The 14,442-nt window shown below is 67.5% G+C and carries 15 protein-coding genes; 4 read left to right on the forward strand and 11 right to left on the reverse strand.

The features are described 5' to 3' along the window. Positions 1-4 precede the first annotated feature (4 nt). Positions 5-1,102 carry a LysR family transcriptional regulator gene (locus tag MWN33_RS07085; protein ID WP_247199728.1) on the reverse strand — a complete coding sequence of 366 codons (1,098 nt, stop codon included), beginning with the start codon at positions 1,100-1,102 and terminating at the stop codon, positions 5-7. Positions 1,103-1,388: 286 nt separating this feature from the next. Between MWN33_RS07085 and MWN33_RS07090 the strand changes: the two genes are divergently transcribed. The 3 genes from MWN33_RS07090 to MWN33_RS07100 are packed head-to-tail and all read left to right on the forward strand — an operon-like array spanning position 1,389 to position 3,812. Continuing rightward, a complete protein-coding gene (locus MWN33_RS07090) occupies positions 1,389-2,702 on the forward strand; it encodes an NtaA/DmoA family FMN-dependent monooxygenase (protein WP_247199729.1) in 1,314 nt (437 codons plus the stop codon). A 40-nt stretch (positions 2,703-2,742) separates the two neighbouring features. Continuing rightward, complete coding sequence (locus MWN33_RS07095) at positions 2,743-3,258, forward strand: flavin reductase (RefSeq protein WP_247199730.1); 516 nt, start codon at positions 2,743-2,745, stop codon at positions 3,256-3,258. A 35-nt stretch (positions 3,259-3,293) separates the two neighbouring features. Beyond that, positions 3,294-3,812: a flavin reductase family protein gene (locus MWN33_RS07100; RefSeq protein ID WP_247199731.1), complete on the forward strand. Its 519-nt coding sequence runs from the start codon at positions 3,294-3,296 to the stop codon at positions 3,810-3,812. A gap of 15 nt (positions 3,813-3,827) precedes the next feature. Here the strand turns inward: MWN33_RS07100 and MWN33_RS07105 are convergent, their stop codons facing one another. From MWN33_RS07105 to MWN33_RS07125, 5 genes are read right to left on the reverse strand one after another with little or no spacing between them, the layout of a single operon-like run. Then, positions 3,828-4,610 carry an amino acid ABC transporter ATP-binding protein gene (locus MWN33_RS07105; RefSeq protein ID WP_343312655.1) on the reverse strand — a complete coding sequence of 261 codons (783 nt, stop codon included), beginning with the start codon at positions 4,608-4,610 and terminating at the stop codon, positions 3,828-3,830. Continuing rightward, entirely contained in the window at positions 4,607-5,383 is a 777-nt protein-coding gene (locus MWN33_RS07110; RefSeq protein ID WP_247199732.1) for an ABC transporter permease, read from the reverse strand. The genes MWN33_RS07105 and MWN33_RS07110 overlap by 4 nt, the downstream gene beginning before the upstream one ends. After that, positions 5,380-6,108 carry an ABC transporter permease subunit gene (locus tag MWN33_RS07115; RefSeq protein WP_247199733.1) on the reverse strand — a complete coding sequence of 243 codons (729 nt, stop codon included), beginning with the start codon at positions 6,106-6,108 and terminating at the stop codon, positions 5,380-5,382. The genes MWN33_RS07110 and MWN33_RS07115 overlap by 4 nt, the downstream gene beginning before the upstream one ends. A 24-nt stretch (positions 6,109-6,132) precedes the next feature. Beyond that, positions 6,133-6,975, reverse strand: a complete 843-nt coding sequence (locus tag MWN33_RS07120) for a transporter substrate-binding domain-containing protein (RefSeq protein ID WP_247199734.1) — start codon at positions 6,973-6,975, stop codon at positions 6,133-6,135. A 49-nt stretch (positions 6,976-7,024) separates the two neighbouring features. After that, complete coding sequence (locus tag MWN33_RS07125) at positions 7,025-8,344, reverse strand: NtaA/DmoA family FMN-dependent monooxygenase (protein WP_247199735.1); 1,320 nt, start codon at positions 8,342-8,344, stop codon at positions 7,025-7,027. Positions 8,345-8,515: 171 nt separating this feature from the next. On the opposite strand from MWN33_RS07125, the gene MWN33_RS07130 reads away from it, so the two are divergent. Next, on the forward strand, positions 8,516-8,869 hold the full coding sequence (locus tag MWN33_RS07130; protein WP_247199736.1) for a substrate-binding domain-containing protein: 354 nt from the start codon (positions 8,516-8,518) through the stop codon (positions 8,867-8,869). A gap of 107 nt (positions 8,870-8,976) precedes the next feature. Here MWN33_RS07130 and MWN33_RS07135 read toward each other — a convergent pair whose 3' ends face one another. The 5 genes from MWN33_RS07135 to MWN33_RS07155 all read right to left on the reverse strand — a co-directional run bounded on the left by MWN33_RS07135 (position 8,977) and on the right by MWN33_RS07155 (position 13,922). Further along, a complete protein-coding gene (locus tag MWN33_RS07135; protein ID WP_247199737.1) occupies positions 8,977-9,993 on the reverse strand; it encodes an ABC transporter substrate-binding protein in 1,017 nt (338 codons plus the stop codon). A 92-nt stretch (positions 9,994-10,085) separates the two neighbouring features. Beyond that, positions 10,086-10,880 (reverse strand): ABC transporter permease, encoded by a 795-nt coding sequence (locus tag MWN33_RS07140; RefSeq protein WP_247199738.1) that lies wholly within the window; start codon positions 10,878-10,880, stop codon positions 10,086-10,088. Further along, the gene (locus tag MWN33_RS07145) at positions 10,877-11,725 is read right to left on the reverse strand and encodes an ABC transporter ATP-binding protein (protein ID WP_343312659.1); all 849 of its coding nucleotides are present in this window, start codon (positions 11,723-11,725) and stop codon (positions 10,877-10,879) included. The genes MWN33_RS07140 and MWN33_RS07145 overlap by 4 nt, the downstream gene beginning before the upstream one ends. 26 nt (positions 11,726-11,751) lie before the next feature. After that, positions 11,752-12,696, reverse strand: coding sequence for a hydroxymethylglutaryl-CoA lyase (locus tag MWN33_RS07150; RefSeq protein ID WP_247199739.1), 945 nt, complete (start codon positions 12,694-12,696; stop codon positions 11,752-11,754). Further along, positions 12,693-13,922 carry a CaiB/BaiF CoA transferase family protein gene (locus MWN33_RS07155; protein WP_247199740.1) on the reverse strand — a complete coding sequence of 410 codons (1,230 nt, stop codon included), beginning with the start codon at positions 13,920-13,922 and terminating at the stop codon, positions 12,693-12,695. Before MWN33_RS07155 ends, MWN33_RS07150 begins: the two co-directional genes overlap by 4 nt. Between the last annotated feature and the right edge of the window lie 520 nt (positions 13,923-14,442).

Genomic DNA, 14,442 nt, shown 5'->3' on the forward strand with positions numbered 1-14,442 from the left:
ATTCCTATGCCGCCGTCATGGTGCCGCCATGGGTGCTCGCGCGGGCGCCCTCACGCGCGCGCTCGTGGGCACTCTGGACCATGCGGGCGCCAGGTTTGACCGAGGCCAGCACGTTGTACGCCCCCTCGTGCTCGACCAGCATTCCGCAGCTCGTGGCGAAGTCCGGACGCGGCAGCAGGCGGCTTTCGCCCAGTTCCATGTGAACGTCGATCAGGCAGTCGACGAAGCGGCGGGCCAGCTTGAACTCCGCCGCGCCGGGGCCGACCATGGCGGTGATCGGGTTGACGATGCGCATCAGGTCCGGGCGCAGCGCCCGCAGCGTCCCGGCCGCGAAGAGCGGCTCCGCCGTGTGGTCCAGCACATAGCCGATATTCCGGCCCGACAGGATCAGCGCGAGCTGCGACTGGATGCCGAGGCCGATGTCACCGGAGGCGGCGCCCGAGCGCGTGCGCTCGGGATGGTAATATTCCAGATGCCCGCGATTGCAGTAGGAGGCGGCCTGGATGTCCGCCATGGTCAGCTCGTCGTCCGGCACGGTGAAAAGCGGGTGCTTGTCGCCGCAGCACATATAGCCCTGCTCGTCGAACAGATGCTGGTAGAGGAGCTGGGGATACTGCTCGTTCACCAGCCCGATGCCGACATGCACCATGCCGTCGGCGACCCGACCGGTGAGCTGGAAGCCCAGCATCACCTCCATGCGGAATCGCACATTGGGGTAATATTGCGAGAAGCGGTGGATCGCCTCGTGGATACGGGCCGAGGGGTTCTCGACAATGCCGTCCTGAATGCCGACGCAAAGTTCGTAGGCGACGCTCTGATTGACGTTCGACGCCTTCTGCTTGAACGCCTCGATGGAGGCGAACAGCTCCTTGGCGGCCCTATAGACCTCCTCGCCCTCGCGGAACAGCTTGAAGCCCTTGGGCCCGCGCCGGCACAGCCGCGTGCCGAGGCGGATCTCCAGCGTCTTCAGGCTTTCGCTCAGCGTGGATTGCGAGAGATTGAGCGCCGCCTGCGCGGCGGTGAAGCTGCGCTCCTCGACGATGGTGCAGAAATAGCGCAGCAGCTTCAGGTCTACGTCGTAGATCTGGCTGAGGTTCGACATGGCCGGCCCTTTCTGACGTCGATTGCACGCGCTCCCCCTCCATTCGCATCGTAGCAAATTGTGCGCCGCAGCAGGGCGGGCCGGAATTCCTTGTGATTCCGGCCAGACGGGAATGTCTATCGTTTAATCACGTAAGGGTTAGTGCCTATCCATTAGTCGTTCGCGACAGGATTGCTCAAAGCGGAGGCCGCGCGCGCCAGAACATCGCTTGGGGTTTTGGCGATGGCGGCCTGCCAAAGCGTGGGCATAGGCTTCCCGGCATCCGTCGTCGGCCTGGGAGACCATCGTGAGCGCGAAGCCGTTGCATCTGGGATGGTTCACCAACTTCGCCGTCGACGAGTGGACCCGTCCCTTCTCCGGCGGTGGCGGCGATCCCTGGGACGGCGGCTTCTATATCGACATGGCCAGGGCCATGGAGCGCGCCTGCTTCGACTACATCATGCTCGAAGACACGCTGATGATCTCGGAGGCCTATGGCGGCAACACCGAGATGTACCTCAAGCACAACATCATGGGTCCGAAGGCCGATCCTTCGCCGCTGGCGGCGCTGATCGGGGCGAACACCACCAATCTCGGCGTAGTGGCGACCTTCTCCACCATGGCTTATCCGCCCTTCATGCTTGCGCGGCTGTGCTCCACGCTGGACAATATCTGCCGCGGCCGCTTCGGCTGGAACATCGTGACGACGGGCGAGGACCTCGCGGCGCAGAATTTCGGCATGGACAAGCTGCCGCCTCGGCAGCTCCGCTACGACATGGCCGACGAATATGTCGAGCTGGTCAAGCAGCTCTGGGCGAGCTGGGAGCCGGATGCCGTCGTGCGCGATCCCGCTACCGGCACCTATGCCGACTACACCAAGATCAAGCCCATCAACTTCAAGGGCACCTATTACAGCAGTCGCGGCCCGCTGAACTGCGCGCCCTCTCCGCAGGGGCGGCCAGCCTTCGTGCAGGCGGGCGGCTCGCCGCGCGGGCGCGAATTCGCCGCCATGACCGCCGACAGCATCATCGCGCCGTCCATGGGCGTCGCCGGGCTGAAGGCCTATCGCGATGACGTGCGTGCCCGTGCCGAGGCAGGAGGGCGCGACCCGGACGAGATCAAGGTGCTTTTCGTGGTCGCTCCCATCCTCGGGGAGACCGAGGCGGAGGCGAAGGACAAGGCCGCGCGCATCATCGAGGCGCCGGACTATTACGAGAAGACGCTGGCGCTGGTCGCGGCGATCACCGACATCGACTTCTCGAAATTCGACCTCGACCAGCCCCTGCCGCACCTCACCACCAATGGCGAGCAGGGCTCGCTCGACGCTTTCCAGCAGTCGGGATCGGGCAAGACGCTGCGCCAGCTCTGCGCCGACCAGCTCTCGCGCGGGCTCGACGGCCTCGTCGGCACGCCTGATCAGGTCGCCGAGCGCATGGGGGAGGTCATGGCGGAGGTCGGCGGCGACGGCTTCCTCATCACCCGGCCCTTCACCACCAATATCAGCCGCCAATACATCAACGAGATCTGCGAAGGGCTGGTGCCGGCCCTGCAGCGGCGCGGGCTCGCCCGCACCCGCTACACACCCGGCGCCACGCTGCGGCAGATGCTGCGCGAGTTCTGAAGCCGTGGACCACGCCCCGGCCCGCACCTCTGGAGGACCGATGAGCGCAACCGCACCGGGCGGCGCGGAAGACGCCGTCAGCCGCGACATCTACCGTGCCGGCATGGCCAAGCTGCCGGCGGCGGTGAACATCATCACCAGCATCGGCGAGGAGGGGCGCTGCGGCTTCACCGCCTCGGCCGTCTGCTCGGTCACCGACAGCCCGCCGACGCTTCTGGTGTGCGTGAACCGCTCCAACCAGTCGCACAAGGCCATCGCCACCAGCCGCGTGCTGTGCGTCAACACCCTGGCCGGGCCGCATCACGAGGCGCTGTCCATGGCGTTCGCCGGCGGCGTCAAGACCATGGGCGAGCGCTTCGACGGCGCGCCGTGGATGGAACTCGTCACAGGCGCCCCGGTGCTGGCGGAGGCGACCGTCGCCTTCGACTGCCGCGTCACGCGCATGGCGAGCGTCGGCACGCATGACGTGATGTTCTGCGAGGTGCTGGGCCTGCACGAGGGCGGCAGCAGCGAGGGACTGGTCTATTTCGGCCGGCGTTTTCACCATCTGACCTGACCCATGCCGGCAACACCAGCCGGAGGAGGATCAACATGACGGCCCTGGAGGCTGAACATCCCGTCGACGCGAAGACCTTCTGGCGCGTGCTGGGGGAACGCGCGACGGGCATGACCGTCGTCACCGCGCAGGGCGAGGACGGCCCGGCGGGCTTCCTCGGCCTGTCGGCGGCCCATGTCGCGGCCGACCCGCCGACCATGCTGGTCAGCATCGACGCGAAGACGAGTGCGCTCGGTCCCATCCTTGCCCGGCGCCATTTCGCGGTGAACTTCCTGCCCGCCAGTGCCTCTCACGTCGCCGACGCCTTCTCGGGCAAGGCCGGGCTCTCCGGCGCCGACCGCTTCGTCACGGGCGAATGGGAGACGCTGGCGACCGGCGCGCCGGTGCTCAGGCAGGCGCTCGGCGTGTTCGACTGCACGGTGGACCAGGTGGTCGAGCGCGACAGCATCTCCATCGTCATCGGAACGGTGGTCGGAGCGCGGGCGGCGGGGAGCGGCGAGCCGCTGGTGTTCTTCCGAGGCAAGACCATCGCGGGGCTCGCGTCCGCAGGCTGAACCGCGCCGATCCGCTCAGCGCAGGATCTGGGCGAGGAAGCCGCGCAGCCGCTCGCTGCGCGGTTGGGCGAAGAAGTCGTACGCCGGGCCCTGCTCGACGATCATGCCCCGGTCCATGAACACGCAGCGGTCGGCGACGCGGCGGGCGAAGCCCATCTCATGGGTGACGCAGACCATGGTGACGCCGGTTGCCGCCAGTTCCTCGATCACTCCCAGCACCTCGTTGACCATTTCCGGATCGAGCGCCGAGGTCGGCTCGTCGAACAGCAGGATGCGCGGCTCCATGCAGAGCGCGCGGGCGATGGCGACGCGCTGCTGCTGGCCGCCCGACAGCCGGGCCGGGTATTTGCCGGCATGGTCGGCCAGATGCACCCGCTCCAGATGCCGCATGGCGAGCCGCGCGGCCTGCTCCTTGCCGAGCCCCCGGTTGAGACGCGGGGCGAGCATGCAGTTCTCCAGCGCGGTGAGGTGGGGGAACAGGTTGAAGTGCTGGAACACCATGCCGACCTCCTGCCGGATGTCCTGCACGGTGCCTTCCTCGGCGGTGAGCTCGATGCCGTTCACCCTTATGCGGCCGCCGTCGTGGCGCTCCAGCCCGTTGATGGTGCGGATCAGCGTCGACTTGCCGGAACCGGAGGGGCCGCAGATCACCACCTTCTCGCCGCGCCGCACTTCGAGGTCGACGCCGTCGAGGGCGCGGTGGCTGCCATAGAGCTTGACCACACCGTAAAGGCCGATGGCGGGCTCGTCGGCTTCGGGAACGGGCGCGGCGCCGGGCGTTTCGGTGGAGGGCGTCACAGCATGGCCTTTGCGAGGCTGGAGAGGCGGCGCAGGCCGAATCGGCGCGGCGCCTCGGCGGTGAGGGGTGATGCCTCCTCGCGCTGGTGGCGGCCGAGCCAGCGGCCCCAGAGCTCGAAGCCGATGCGCAGCAGGTTGATGAACGCCCAGTAGAGCGCCGCCGCGCACAGGATCGGGGTGAAGGGATCGTAGGTCTGCTCGAAGATGCCGTTGGCGACGGCGGTCAGGTCGGTGATCGTCACCACCGAGACGATGGCGGTGCCCTTCACGAAGCTCACCACCTCATTCTGGTAGGCCTTCAGCCCGTAGCGTATGGCCAGCGGCATCTTCACCCAGATGAAGATGTGCCGGCGGGAGATGCCGAGCGCCTCGCTGGCCTCGACGATGCCGCCCGGCACCGCCAGCAGACTGCCGCGCAGCACCTCGGTCATGTAGGCGGCGTGGTTGAACGTCAGCGCGACGATGGCGCAGCCGAAGGGCGAGCCGAACAGCAGCCAGAGCGGCCCCTCGCGCAGCAGGGCGATCTGCCCGAAGCCGTAATAGACGACATAGAGCAGGATGAGCAGCGGCGCCCCGCGGAAGAACACCACGAACAGTTCGGCGGGCAGCGACAGCCACCGGCGCGCCGACATGCGGGCGAAGCAGATGGGGAAGGCGAGGGCAAGCCCGAACAGGAGCGGCAGCACGGTGATGAGCACCGTGACCTGCAGCCCGGCCAGCAGTTCCGGCAGGCTGCGCCAGGCGAGGTCGAAGTCTATCGGCAGCCCGCTCATGCCTCCGCCCCTGCCGAGGCGCGGGCGGGCGTCCGCCTGATCCCGCGATCGAGGCGGATCTCCAGCACGGTCGCGAGTTTGAGCGTGAGAGCGCTGAAGGCGATGAACACCAGCGCGGTGGCGATGAAGAACAGGAAGGGTTCCTTGGTCGCCCCGGCGGCGATCTTGGCGCTGGCGACGAGGTCCTGAAGCCCGGCGAGGGAGACGAGTGGCGTCTCCTTGAGCATGAAGCTCCACACATTGACGAGGCCGGGCAGGGCGAGCCGCATGGCCTGCGGCAGGATGACCTTGCCCCACATCACCGCCGGGGGGATGGCGAGCGCGCGGGCGCCCTCGAACTGGCCCTTCGGCAGGTTGTCGATGGCCCCGCGCACCAGCTCGGCGATGTAGGCGGCGTAGACGGCCGCGAAGGCGGCGACACCCGCCCCGAAGGGCGAGATGTCGATGGCGGCGCCGAATTCCCCGAACACGGCGGACAGCATCGCGCTGCCGCCGTAGTAGACGAGGAAGATAACGAGCAGCGAGGGCACGCCCATGAAGATGGAGGCGTAGACGCGCCACGCCGCCCGCACGAAACGGTTCTTCGACAGGGTGATCACCCCGATCAGAACGCCGAGCACGAAGGCGGCGGCGAAGCTGGTGAGGAACAGCTCCAGCGTGACGAGGGCGCCCTCGCCCAGCTGGCGCAGATAGCCTGCGATGTCAGCGGGCGAGAGGTTCGTCATCGTGGCGATCCCCGGGGGTCGTCGTCAGTTGGTCTTGTCGCAGGCGGCTTCGCTGCTCAGCGTGGCCACCGGCACGTATTTCTTGCGGATCGTGGTGTAGGTGCAGTCCTTGATCATCTCGGCCAGCGCGGTGTTGACGCGCTTGACCAGCTCTTCGCTCTTCTTGGGGAAGATCCAGCTATAGCCGCGCTCGGCCTCGGGGATCGCGGGGTCGCCCAGCCAGTGGTCGCCGCCGGCGAGCTCGTAATCCTTGCCCTCGGGCTTGGCGATCAGCTCCAGCGTCCAGTTGATCTTGGAATCGAACACCAGGTCGAGACGGCCGGCCAGCAGGTCGAGCTTCATCTGGTCGGGGTTGTCGTAATAGACCTCGACGAAGGTGTCCTTGCCGAAGTGCTTGTGGATGTAGGGCACCATGGAGGCGCCGCGCTGAAGGGCGATGCGCAGGCCCTTTCCGGTGACGCCTTCCTTGGTCAGCGTGTAGTTGCTGCCCTTCTTCACCACGAAGGTGGCGGGGTTGTAGACGATGGGCGTGGAGAAGAGCGCTTTCTCCACGCGCTCGGGCGTCGGCGAGATCTGGGTGACGATGCCGTCGAACTTGCCCTGCAGCATGGACGGGATCAGCGCCTTGAAGTCCATGACCACGATCTCGCAGTCGGCGCCGATGCGCTTGCACATCTCGCGCGCCAGCTCCGGCTCCATGCCGGTGAGGTTGCCCGAGGAATCGACCATCGAGAAGGGCGGGTAGACCCCCTCATTGCCCAACTTGAGCTTCTCGGCCGAGGCCGGGGACAGCCCGGCGCCGAGCGCCAGCATGAAGAGGACGGCACTGGTTCGGCGGAGACGATGGCGCAGAGCGGGGGTGGTCATCGGCGTCGTTCCATGGGTTCGAGGAAGTCGGGTCGAGGGAAACGCGGTTTCAGAATTCGAGAAGGTTGTCGCGCAGCTGTTCATGGGCGTAGGCGCGCCTTGTCAGGCCGCGCCGCTGCAGCACGGGCACCAGCCCGTCCATGATGGTGGCGACCGAGCGGCGCGAGACGTCGGGCAGCACCAGCAGGAAGCCGTCGCCGCCCACCTCCTGCATGATCTCGTCCATCTGGCTGGCGACGCTGTCGGGCGTGCCGACCACATCGACGCAGTAGCCGCAGCTCACATGGTCGATCATCGCCTGGCGCAGCGGCTTGTCGCCGGCGCGGGTAAGGAACTGCGAGAGCGAGGACTGGTGGCCGTTGGTGGTGAGCGTCAGCTCGCTCACCGGCGTGTCGAGGTCGAGCCCGGAGAGGTCGAGATTCGTGCTCCAGCCGAAGCGGGCCATGCGGGCGTCGAGGTTCTGCGCGGCGGAGACGCGGCGCTGCTCGCCGAACCATTTCGCCTGCTCCTCGGTCTCGGCGACGACGGGGGAGAGCAGGAACAGCACCTTGCAGCTGTCGGGATCGCGGCCCATCGCCGCCATCTGCGCGCGGATGTCGTCCCTGTACTGCTTCATGCTGGCGACGCCGTTGGGGGCGGCGACGATGGTGTCGGCGTGGGTGGCGGCGATCTTGCGCCCGCTCTTGGAGCCGCCGGCCTGCGCGATCACCGGCTGGCCCTGCGGGCAGGGGCCGGAGTTCAGCGGCCCGCGCGAGGCGTAGTACTTGCCCTTGTAGTCGATGGTGTGGACCTTGTCGGGGTCGATCAGGATGCCGTTCTCGCGGTCGTCGAGGATCGCGCCCGGCTCCCACGAGCCCCACAGGCCCTTGACGATGTCGATATACTCCTCGGCCATGACGTAGCGCTCGTCATGCGGGGGCAGCGCGTCCTGGCCGAAGTTCTGCGCCGAGAAGTCGGAGGAGCCCGTCACCATGTTCCAGCCGGCCCGCCCGCCCGAGATCTGGTCGAGCGAGGAGACGATGCGGGCGGTGAGATAGGGGTGATAGGCGAAGGTCGAGAGCGTCGGCACGATGCCGAGCCGCTTGGTGGAGGCCGCCATCAGCGTGGCGACGACCGAGGGCTCCTGACGGGGCACGCAGATGCCGCCCTTGAGGAAGATGTCGCGCGAGTTCTGCCAGTTCTGGCCGATATAGATCGAATCCTCGATGAGGATGTAGTCGAAGCACGCCCGCTCCATCGACCGCACGAGGTCGAGGAACATGTCGGCGCTCATCCATTCCTGCGCGATGTTTCCGGTCCAGGGCTCGTTCCAGGCCTGGATGCTGGAGCCTTGGAGAAACCACGCGAGATGGAACGGATTGGCCGGCATGACGCACCTTCTGCTCGAAACGGACCGCGACCGGGCGGTCGACACTGAGCGTGAAGGTTAGAGTGGCGCCTCGCGGCGGATACATCGGCAAGACACGAAGCTTGCTTTGTCTGCCTGTCCTATAGGCGTGCTGAAAAAACGATCAGAACGTCGCAATCATGATCATGGGGGATGGCCGGGCCCGACATCCCGCCGGGCCCTTCATTGGTCGCACAGTGCCGTGAGCGCGGCGTCACCGCCTTCATCGCGGCGTCGAGCCTGATGTCGATCAACGTCATCCAGGCCATCGAGGCGAGCGGGCGCCGCGTGCCTGACGACGCTGCGGTCGTCGGCATCGGTGGCCGGGCGCTGGCGGAAGGCGGCAATCATCGCCTCGCCCGCGTCGATCTCGGTCTCGACGCCTGCAGCCGCGCCGCCCTCGACTACATCGCCGGGCGGATCAGCGGCGAGACGCCGGCCGCCGGCTTGCTCCAGCCCCCGCGCCTCGAAAGCGCGCCTTCGCTGGCGCCGCCACGGCCGGCCTGAGCCGGGAGAAGGCGCGGGCCTTCGACGAAAGCGCCGTCCATCCGGGGATGGACGGCGCGGGAACCGCAGACAGTGGCCGGTCGGGACCGGCTACCGCGTCGGCTGGCCTACTGTTTGGCCTTCGCCTTGGCGAGGAAGGAGCCATCGAAGGTCTTGGAAAGGTCGATATTGGCGGCGCTCAGATCGGGATCGGTAGTGGTCAACAGGTTGAGGGCGCTCTTCATGCTCGCCTCGTCGATGTTGCCATCGGTCGAATAGGCCTGGCGCGAGGCATTGAAGGCCTTGATGTAGAGGTCCTTGTCGCCCAGCCAGTATTCCTGCGGCACCGTCGCGGCGACCTGTTCCGGCGTCGCCGTCTCCAGCCATTTCAGCGTCCGGTAGAAGGCGTTGGTGAGCGCCTGGACGGTGTTCGGGTTCGCCTTGATGAAGCTTTCCTTCAGGTAGAGCACGGCGGCCGGGTTCATGCCGCCGAATACCTGCTGGGTCCCCTCGGTGGTGCGCGTGTCGACCAGCACCTTGATGGCGTCGAGGTCCTGCAGCTTCGAGATGACGGGATCGAGATGCGAGATGGCGTCGATCTCGCCCTTCTGCATCGCCGCGACTGCCGAGGGGCCGCTGCCCACGCCGATGAACGAGGCGTCGTCCGGGTTCAGCCCCGCCTTCTTCATGAGGTACTGCACGAGGATGTAGGTCGAGGAGCCGGGCGCGGTGACGCCGATTTTCGCCCCCTTGAGGTCGGCGGCCGATTTGATCGTGTCGGCCTTGTCCTTGCGCACCGCGACCACGATGCCGGGATAGCGGCCGAGGTCGATGACGGCGCGCACGTCCTGCTTCTTCTCCTGCATGCGGATCGTGTGCTCATAGGCGCCGGTCACGGCGTCGACCGAGCCGCCGATGAGCGCCTGCAGCGACTTGGAGCCGCCGCCGAAATCGTTGATCTCGACGGTGAGGCCCTCATCCTTGAAGTAGCCGAGACGTTCGGCCAGCGTCAGCGGGAGATAGTAGAGCAGCGGCTTGCCGCCGACGCCCAGCGTCAGGTTGGGCTTTTCGATCTCGGCGGCCTGCGCGGCGCCGAAGGCGGAGATGAGAAGGCTCGTTGCGAGCAGCAGGGCACGCATCTTCATTGATCTTCCTCCCGTTTCTTTCCCAATTATGGAGCCTGTTCTAGCGGCGCCTGTGGTGTCGGCAAGGGTTGGGATCGGCCCGGTCCCGCCCTCTAGTTCTGTTCGCTGGCGGATTGCGGCCGCCACACGAGAAGCCGGTTCTCGATGCGTGTCACGGCCCAGTCGATGACGAGCACGAAGGCGGCAAGGATGACCATGCCGGCGAACACGCCGGTGACGTCAAACACGCCCTCCGCCTGATGGATGAGATAGCCCAGCCCCGCCGCCGAGCCGAGATATTCGCCGACCACCGCGCCCACCAGCGCGAAGCCCACCGCCGTGTGCAGCGAGGAGAACATCCACGACAGCGCCGAGGGCCAGTAGACGTTGCGGAAGAGCTGGCGCTCGTTCATGCCCATCATGCGCGCATTGGCCAGCACCACCGGGCTCACTTCCTTCACGCCCTGATAGACGTTGAAGAACACGATGAAGAACACCAGCGTGACGCCGAGCGCGACCTTCGACCAGATGCCGAGGCCGAGCCACAGCATGAAGATCGGTGCCAGCACCACGCGGGGCAGGGCGTTGAACATCTTCACATAGGGGTCGAACACGGCGGCGACGGTGGGCTGGCGGGCGAACCAGAAGCCGAAGACGACGCCGGCGACGGAGCCGATGAGGAAGGCCAGCACGGTTTCGCTGAGCGTGATCCACAAATGCTTCCAGATCACGCCGGTGGCGAACAGCGTGTAGACGCGCACCAACACGTCGCCCGGTTTCGAGAAGAAGAATTCCGGCAGCAGATAGGTGTCGCCGATCGGCACGGTGGCGCCGACCTGCCAGATGGCGAGCGCGACGAGGGCGACAAGCAACTGGAGGAGCAGGAGCTTGACGGGATGAAGCTTCATGGCGCGAGGTCCTCCCCATAGGTCTTGGCGACCTCGGCCTTGAGCTGGTTCCAGATCTGCCGGTGAAGCGTGTGGAAGCGCGGGTCGAGGCGGATGTCGGCCGCGTCGCGCGGGCGGTCAAGGTCGATCGGGTAGTCGCCGATGATGCGCGCTTCGGGGCCTGCCGACATGATGACGACGCGGTCGGAGAGGGCGATCGCCTCGTCGAGGTCATGGGTCACGAACAGCACCGCCTTGCGGTCCAGCGCCCACAGATTCAGGAGCAGCGTGCCCATGATCTGCCGCGTCTGCGCGTCGAGCGGTCCGAAGGGCTCGTCCATCAGCAGGATCTTCGGCTGGCGCACCAGAACCTGCGCGAGGCCGACGCGCTTGCGCTGGCCGCCGGAGAGCTGGTGCGGGTAGCGGTCGCCGAAGCGGCCGAGGCCGACCTTCTTCATCCATTCCTGCGCCTGCGCGAGGGCGTCGGCGCGGCGCGTGCCGCCGATCTCCAGCGCGATGGCGACATTGTCGAGCGCCGTCTTCCACGGCATCAGCGCGTCCTGCTGGAAGAGATAGCCCGCCTGCGCGTTCAGCCCGCTCAGCGGCGTGCCGAAGACGGTGACATGGCCGCCGGCCGGCTTGAGAAGGCCGGCGGTGGCGTTGAGCAGGGTCGACTTGCCGCAGCCCGTGGGGCCGACGATGGCGACGAATTCGCCCTCGCGCACCTTGAGCGAGGTCGGTGCCACCGCCTTGTAGACCGGCTGGCCCTTCATCGCGAAACTGATGCTGACATCGTGGAGTTCCACCGCCATCGCGGCGCCGGACGCCGGCGGCGGGGCGGCGGCATGCCCGAGGGCGGCCTCCATGGCGCGTTCTCCCGTCTGTTTTCCTGTCACGAGGCGGCCAGATGAGCGGGGGCGGGATGCAGATCCCCGCTCCGGCCCGCCTTGGCGACCTGCCCCGGGGTGTCGTGGCCGACGAGGGCGGGCAGCGTGCGCGCCAGTGCGAGCAGGGCCGGCAGGTCGACGCCGGTTGTCACGCCCATCTCGCCGAGCATGTGGACGAGGTCCTCGGTCGAGATGTTGCCGGTGGCGCCGGGCGCGAAGGGGCAGCCGCCCAGCCCGCCGAGCGAGGCGTCGAAGCGGTCGGCGCCGGCGTCGAGCGCCGCCAGCACATTGGCGAGGCCGAGGCCGCGCGTGTTGTGGAAATGCAGGGTGAGCGGCAGCGCCGGAAAGCGCCGCCGCACCGCGTCGACCAGACTGGCCACCTGTCGCGGATTGGCCATGCCGGTGGTGTCCGCCAGCGTCACGGAATCGAGGTCCAGCGACAGGTAGTCCTCGATCAGCGCCAGTACCTTCGCCTCTGGCTGGGCACCCTCGAAGGGGCAGCCGAAGGCGGTGGCGATCGAGCCGTTGAGTGCGGTGCCGCTCCCCTTCGCGGCCTCCGTGATGGCCCGGAAACCGGCGAGCGACTGTGCCGGCGTCATCCGCATATTGGCAAGGTTGTGCGTCTCGCTCACCGACATGACGAGGTTGAGCTCGTCCATACCGGCGTCGAGCGCCTCCTGCGCGCCGCGCAGGTTCGGCACCAGCGCGACATAGGTCACGCCGGGCCGGCGCCGGATGGCACGCGCGACCTCTCGCGCATCGGCAAGGTTCGGCACCGCCCTAGGCGAGACGAAGGACGTCACCTCGATCTTCGAAACGCCGGTCTCCGACAGCGCGTCGATAAGGGCGATCTTGTCGGGCGTGGGCAGGAAGCGCGGCTCGATCTGGAGCCCGTCGCGCGTGACGACCTCCTGCACGTGGACGCGGGAGGGCAGGGCGTCCCAGTTCATTCGTCCTCCCCCCGCTTGATGGCGCCGGCCTGTGCGAGCCTTTCGATCTCCCCGGCACTGTAGCCGAGCTGTGCCAGCACAGGGGCGGTATGTTCGCCGAGCCGGGGGCCGAGCCAGTTCACCGCGCCCGGCGTCTCCGAGAACTGCGGCACGATGCCCGGCATCTTCATCGCGGTGCCGTCGGGCAGAGTCGTGGGAAGGATCATCCGGCGGGCGAGATATTGCGGGTCCGACACGATGTCGGCCACCGAATAGATGCGTCCGTTGGGCACCTCGGCGCGGTCGAGCGCGGCCGTGACCTCTTCGAGCGAATGGCGGCCGGTCCATTCGGCGATGGTGGCGTCGATCAGCTCGACATGGGCGACACGCCCGTCATTGGAGGCGAAGCGGGGGTCGAGCGCCATGTCGTCGCGGCCGATCGCCGTCATCAGCCGCCGGAAGATGGCATCGCCATTGCCGGCGACGATGACGTAGCTGCCTTCCGCTGTGGGATAGGAATTCGACGGCGCGATGCCCGGCAGTGAGCCGCCGGAGCGCTCGCGCACGAAGCCGACCACGTCATATTCCGGGATCAGGCTCTCCATCAGGTTGAACACGCTCTCATAGAGCGAGACGTCGATCACCTGACCGCCGCCGCCGCCGGTCTTCACGTGCAGCAGCGCCATCAGCGCACCCATCACCGCGTGGAGCGCGGCAAGCGAATCGCCGAGGCTGATGCCGGTGCGCGCCGGCGGTCGGTCCGGGTCGCCGGTGGTGAAGCGCATGCCGCCCATCGCCTCGCCCACCGCGCCGAAGCCGGGGCGCTCGCGATAGGGCCCGTCCTGTCCGAAACCGGAGATGCGCACCATGACGAGCTTGGGGTTGACCTCGCGCAGCGCCTCCCAGCCGAGCCCCCAGCGCTCCAGCGTGCCGGGGCGGAAGTTCTCGACCAGCACGTCGGCGTCGCGCACGAGGCGGCGAACGATCTCCTGTCCCTCGGGGAGCCGCAGGTCGACGGCCACCGACTTCTTGTTGCGCGACTGGAGATACCACCAGAGCGAGGTGCCCTTGTGCAGCTTGCGCCATTTGCGCAGCGGGTCGCCCTCGCCGGGAGCCTCGATCTTGACCACCTCGGCGCCGAAATCGGCCATCAGCCGCGTGGCGAAGGGCGCGGCGATGAGATTGCCGAGCTCGACGACGCGAATGCCGGAGAGGGGACCGGCGGCACGGGGCGCGCTATCGTTCACCGCGTTCTCCGGGGCGGCGCTCTCAACGGCCGCGCTCTCAACGGCGCTGTTCTCCGGGGCAGTGTTCCCTTGGGCCGCGCTCTCTTGCATCGACGACGCTCCTCACCGTTTTTCTATCGGCCGAGCCGGCGTCCGGCAGGTTTGAGGCAATGACGACGTGCGGCAGGCCTGAGCGGGCCGGATCTCTCGCCCCGCGCCTGAGGCCGGTCGACCGATTCCGCCACAGTATCGACGCCGGAGCGCGCGCCGCCAAGAGCATGATTGCGTGCCCATACGTTCGCCGCAGGCCGCAGGAAGCTCAGGCACGGCACGTGAGCCGAGCCCATCGGCAGAGGGATGTGCCGAGCGTGTGCTGAGCGACCGGCGGTAGAGGACGGGCGCGGGCGCTGTGTCGAGGGGCCGGCGGGGTCGCCGCCAGCCCTCATGCATGGGCCCTCATGCTCCGGCCCTTTTGCGCCGGCTGCCTGTCAGAACTTCCAGTCGAGGGTTCCGCGGACGGCCTGGTCGGTGGCGCCGTCGC

Origin of the sequence: Ancylobacter koreensis (assembly GCF_023016525.1) — a bacterium.
Lineage (GTDB): Bacteria > Pseudomonadota > Alphaproteobacteria > Rhizobiales > Xanthobacteraceae > Ancylobacter > Ancylobacter koreensis.

Coding starts and splice junctions, on each gene's coding strand:
- MWN33_RS07085 (WP_247199728.1), bottom strand. CDS start 1,102: ATGTCGAACCTCAGCCAGATCTACGACGTAGACCTGAAGCTGCTGCGC.
- MWN33_RS07095 (WP_247199730.1), top strand. CDS start 2,743: ATGAGCGCAACCGCACCGGGCGGCGCGGAAGACGCCGTCAGCCGCGAC.
- MWN33_RS07100 (WP_247199731.1), top strand. CDS start 3,294: ATGACGGCCCTGGAGGCTGAACATCCCGTCGACGCGAAGACCTTCTGG.
- MWN33_RS07110 (WP_247199732.1), bottom strand. CDS start 5,383: ATGAGCGGGCTGCCGATAGACTTCGACCTCGCCTGGCGCAGCCTGCCG.
- MWN33_RS07115 (WP_247199733.1), bottom strand. CDS start 6,108: ATGACGAACCTCTCGCCCGCTGACATCGCAGGCTATCTGCGCCAGCTG.
- MWN33_RS07120 (WP_247199734.1), bottom strand. CDS start 6,975: ATGACCACCCCCGCTCTGCGCCATCGTCTCCGCCGAACCAGTGCCGTC.
- MWN33_RS07125 (WP_247199735.1), bottom strand. CDS start 8,344: ATGCCGGCCAATCCGTTCCATCTCGCGTGGTTTCTCCAAGGCTCCAGC.
- MWN33_RS07130 (WP_247199736.1), top strand. CDS start 8,516: ATGGCCGGGCCCGACATCCCGCCGGGCCCTTCATTGGTCGCACAGTGC.
- MWN33_RS07135 (WP_247199737.1), bottom strand. CDS start 9,993: ATGAAGATGCGTGCCCTGCTGCTCGCAACGAGCCTTCTCATCTCCGCC.
- MWN33_RS07140 (WP_247199738.1), bottom strand. CDS start 10,880: ATGAAGCTTCATCCCGTCAAGCTCCTGCTCCTCCAGTTGCTTGTCGCC.
- MWN33_RS07145 (WP_343312659.1), bottom strand. CDS start 11,725: ATGGAGGCCGCCCTCGGGCATGCCGCCGCCCCGCCGCCGGCGTCCGGC.
- MWN33_RS07150 (WP_247199739.1), bottom strand. CDS start 12,696: ATGAACTGGGACGCCCTGCCCTCCCGCGTCCACGTGCAGGAGGTCGTC.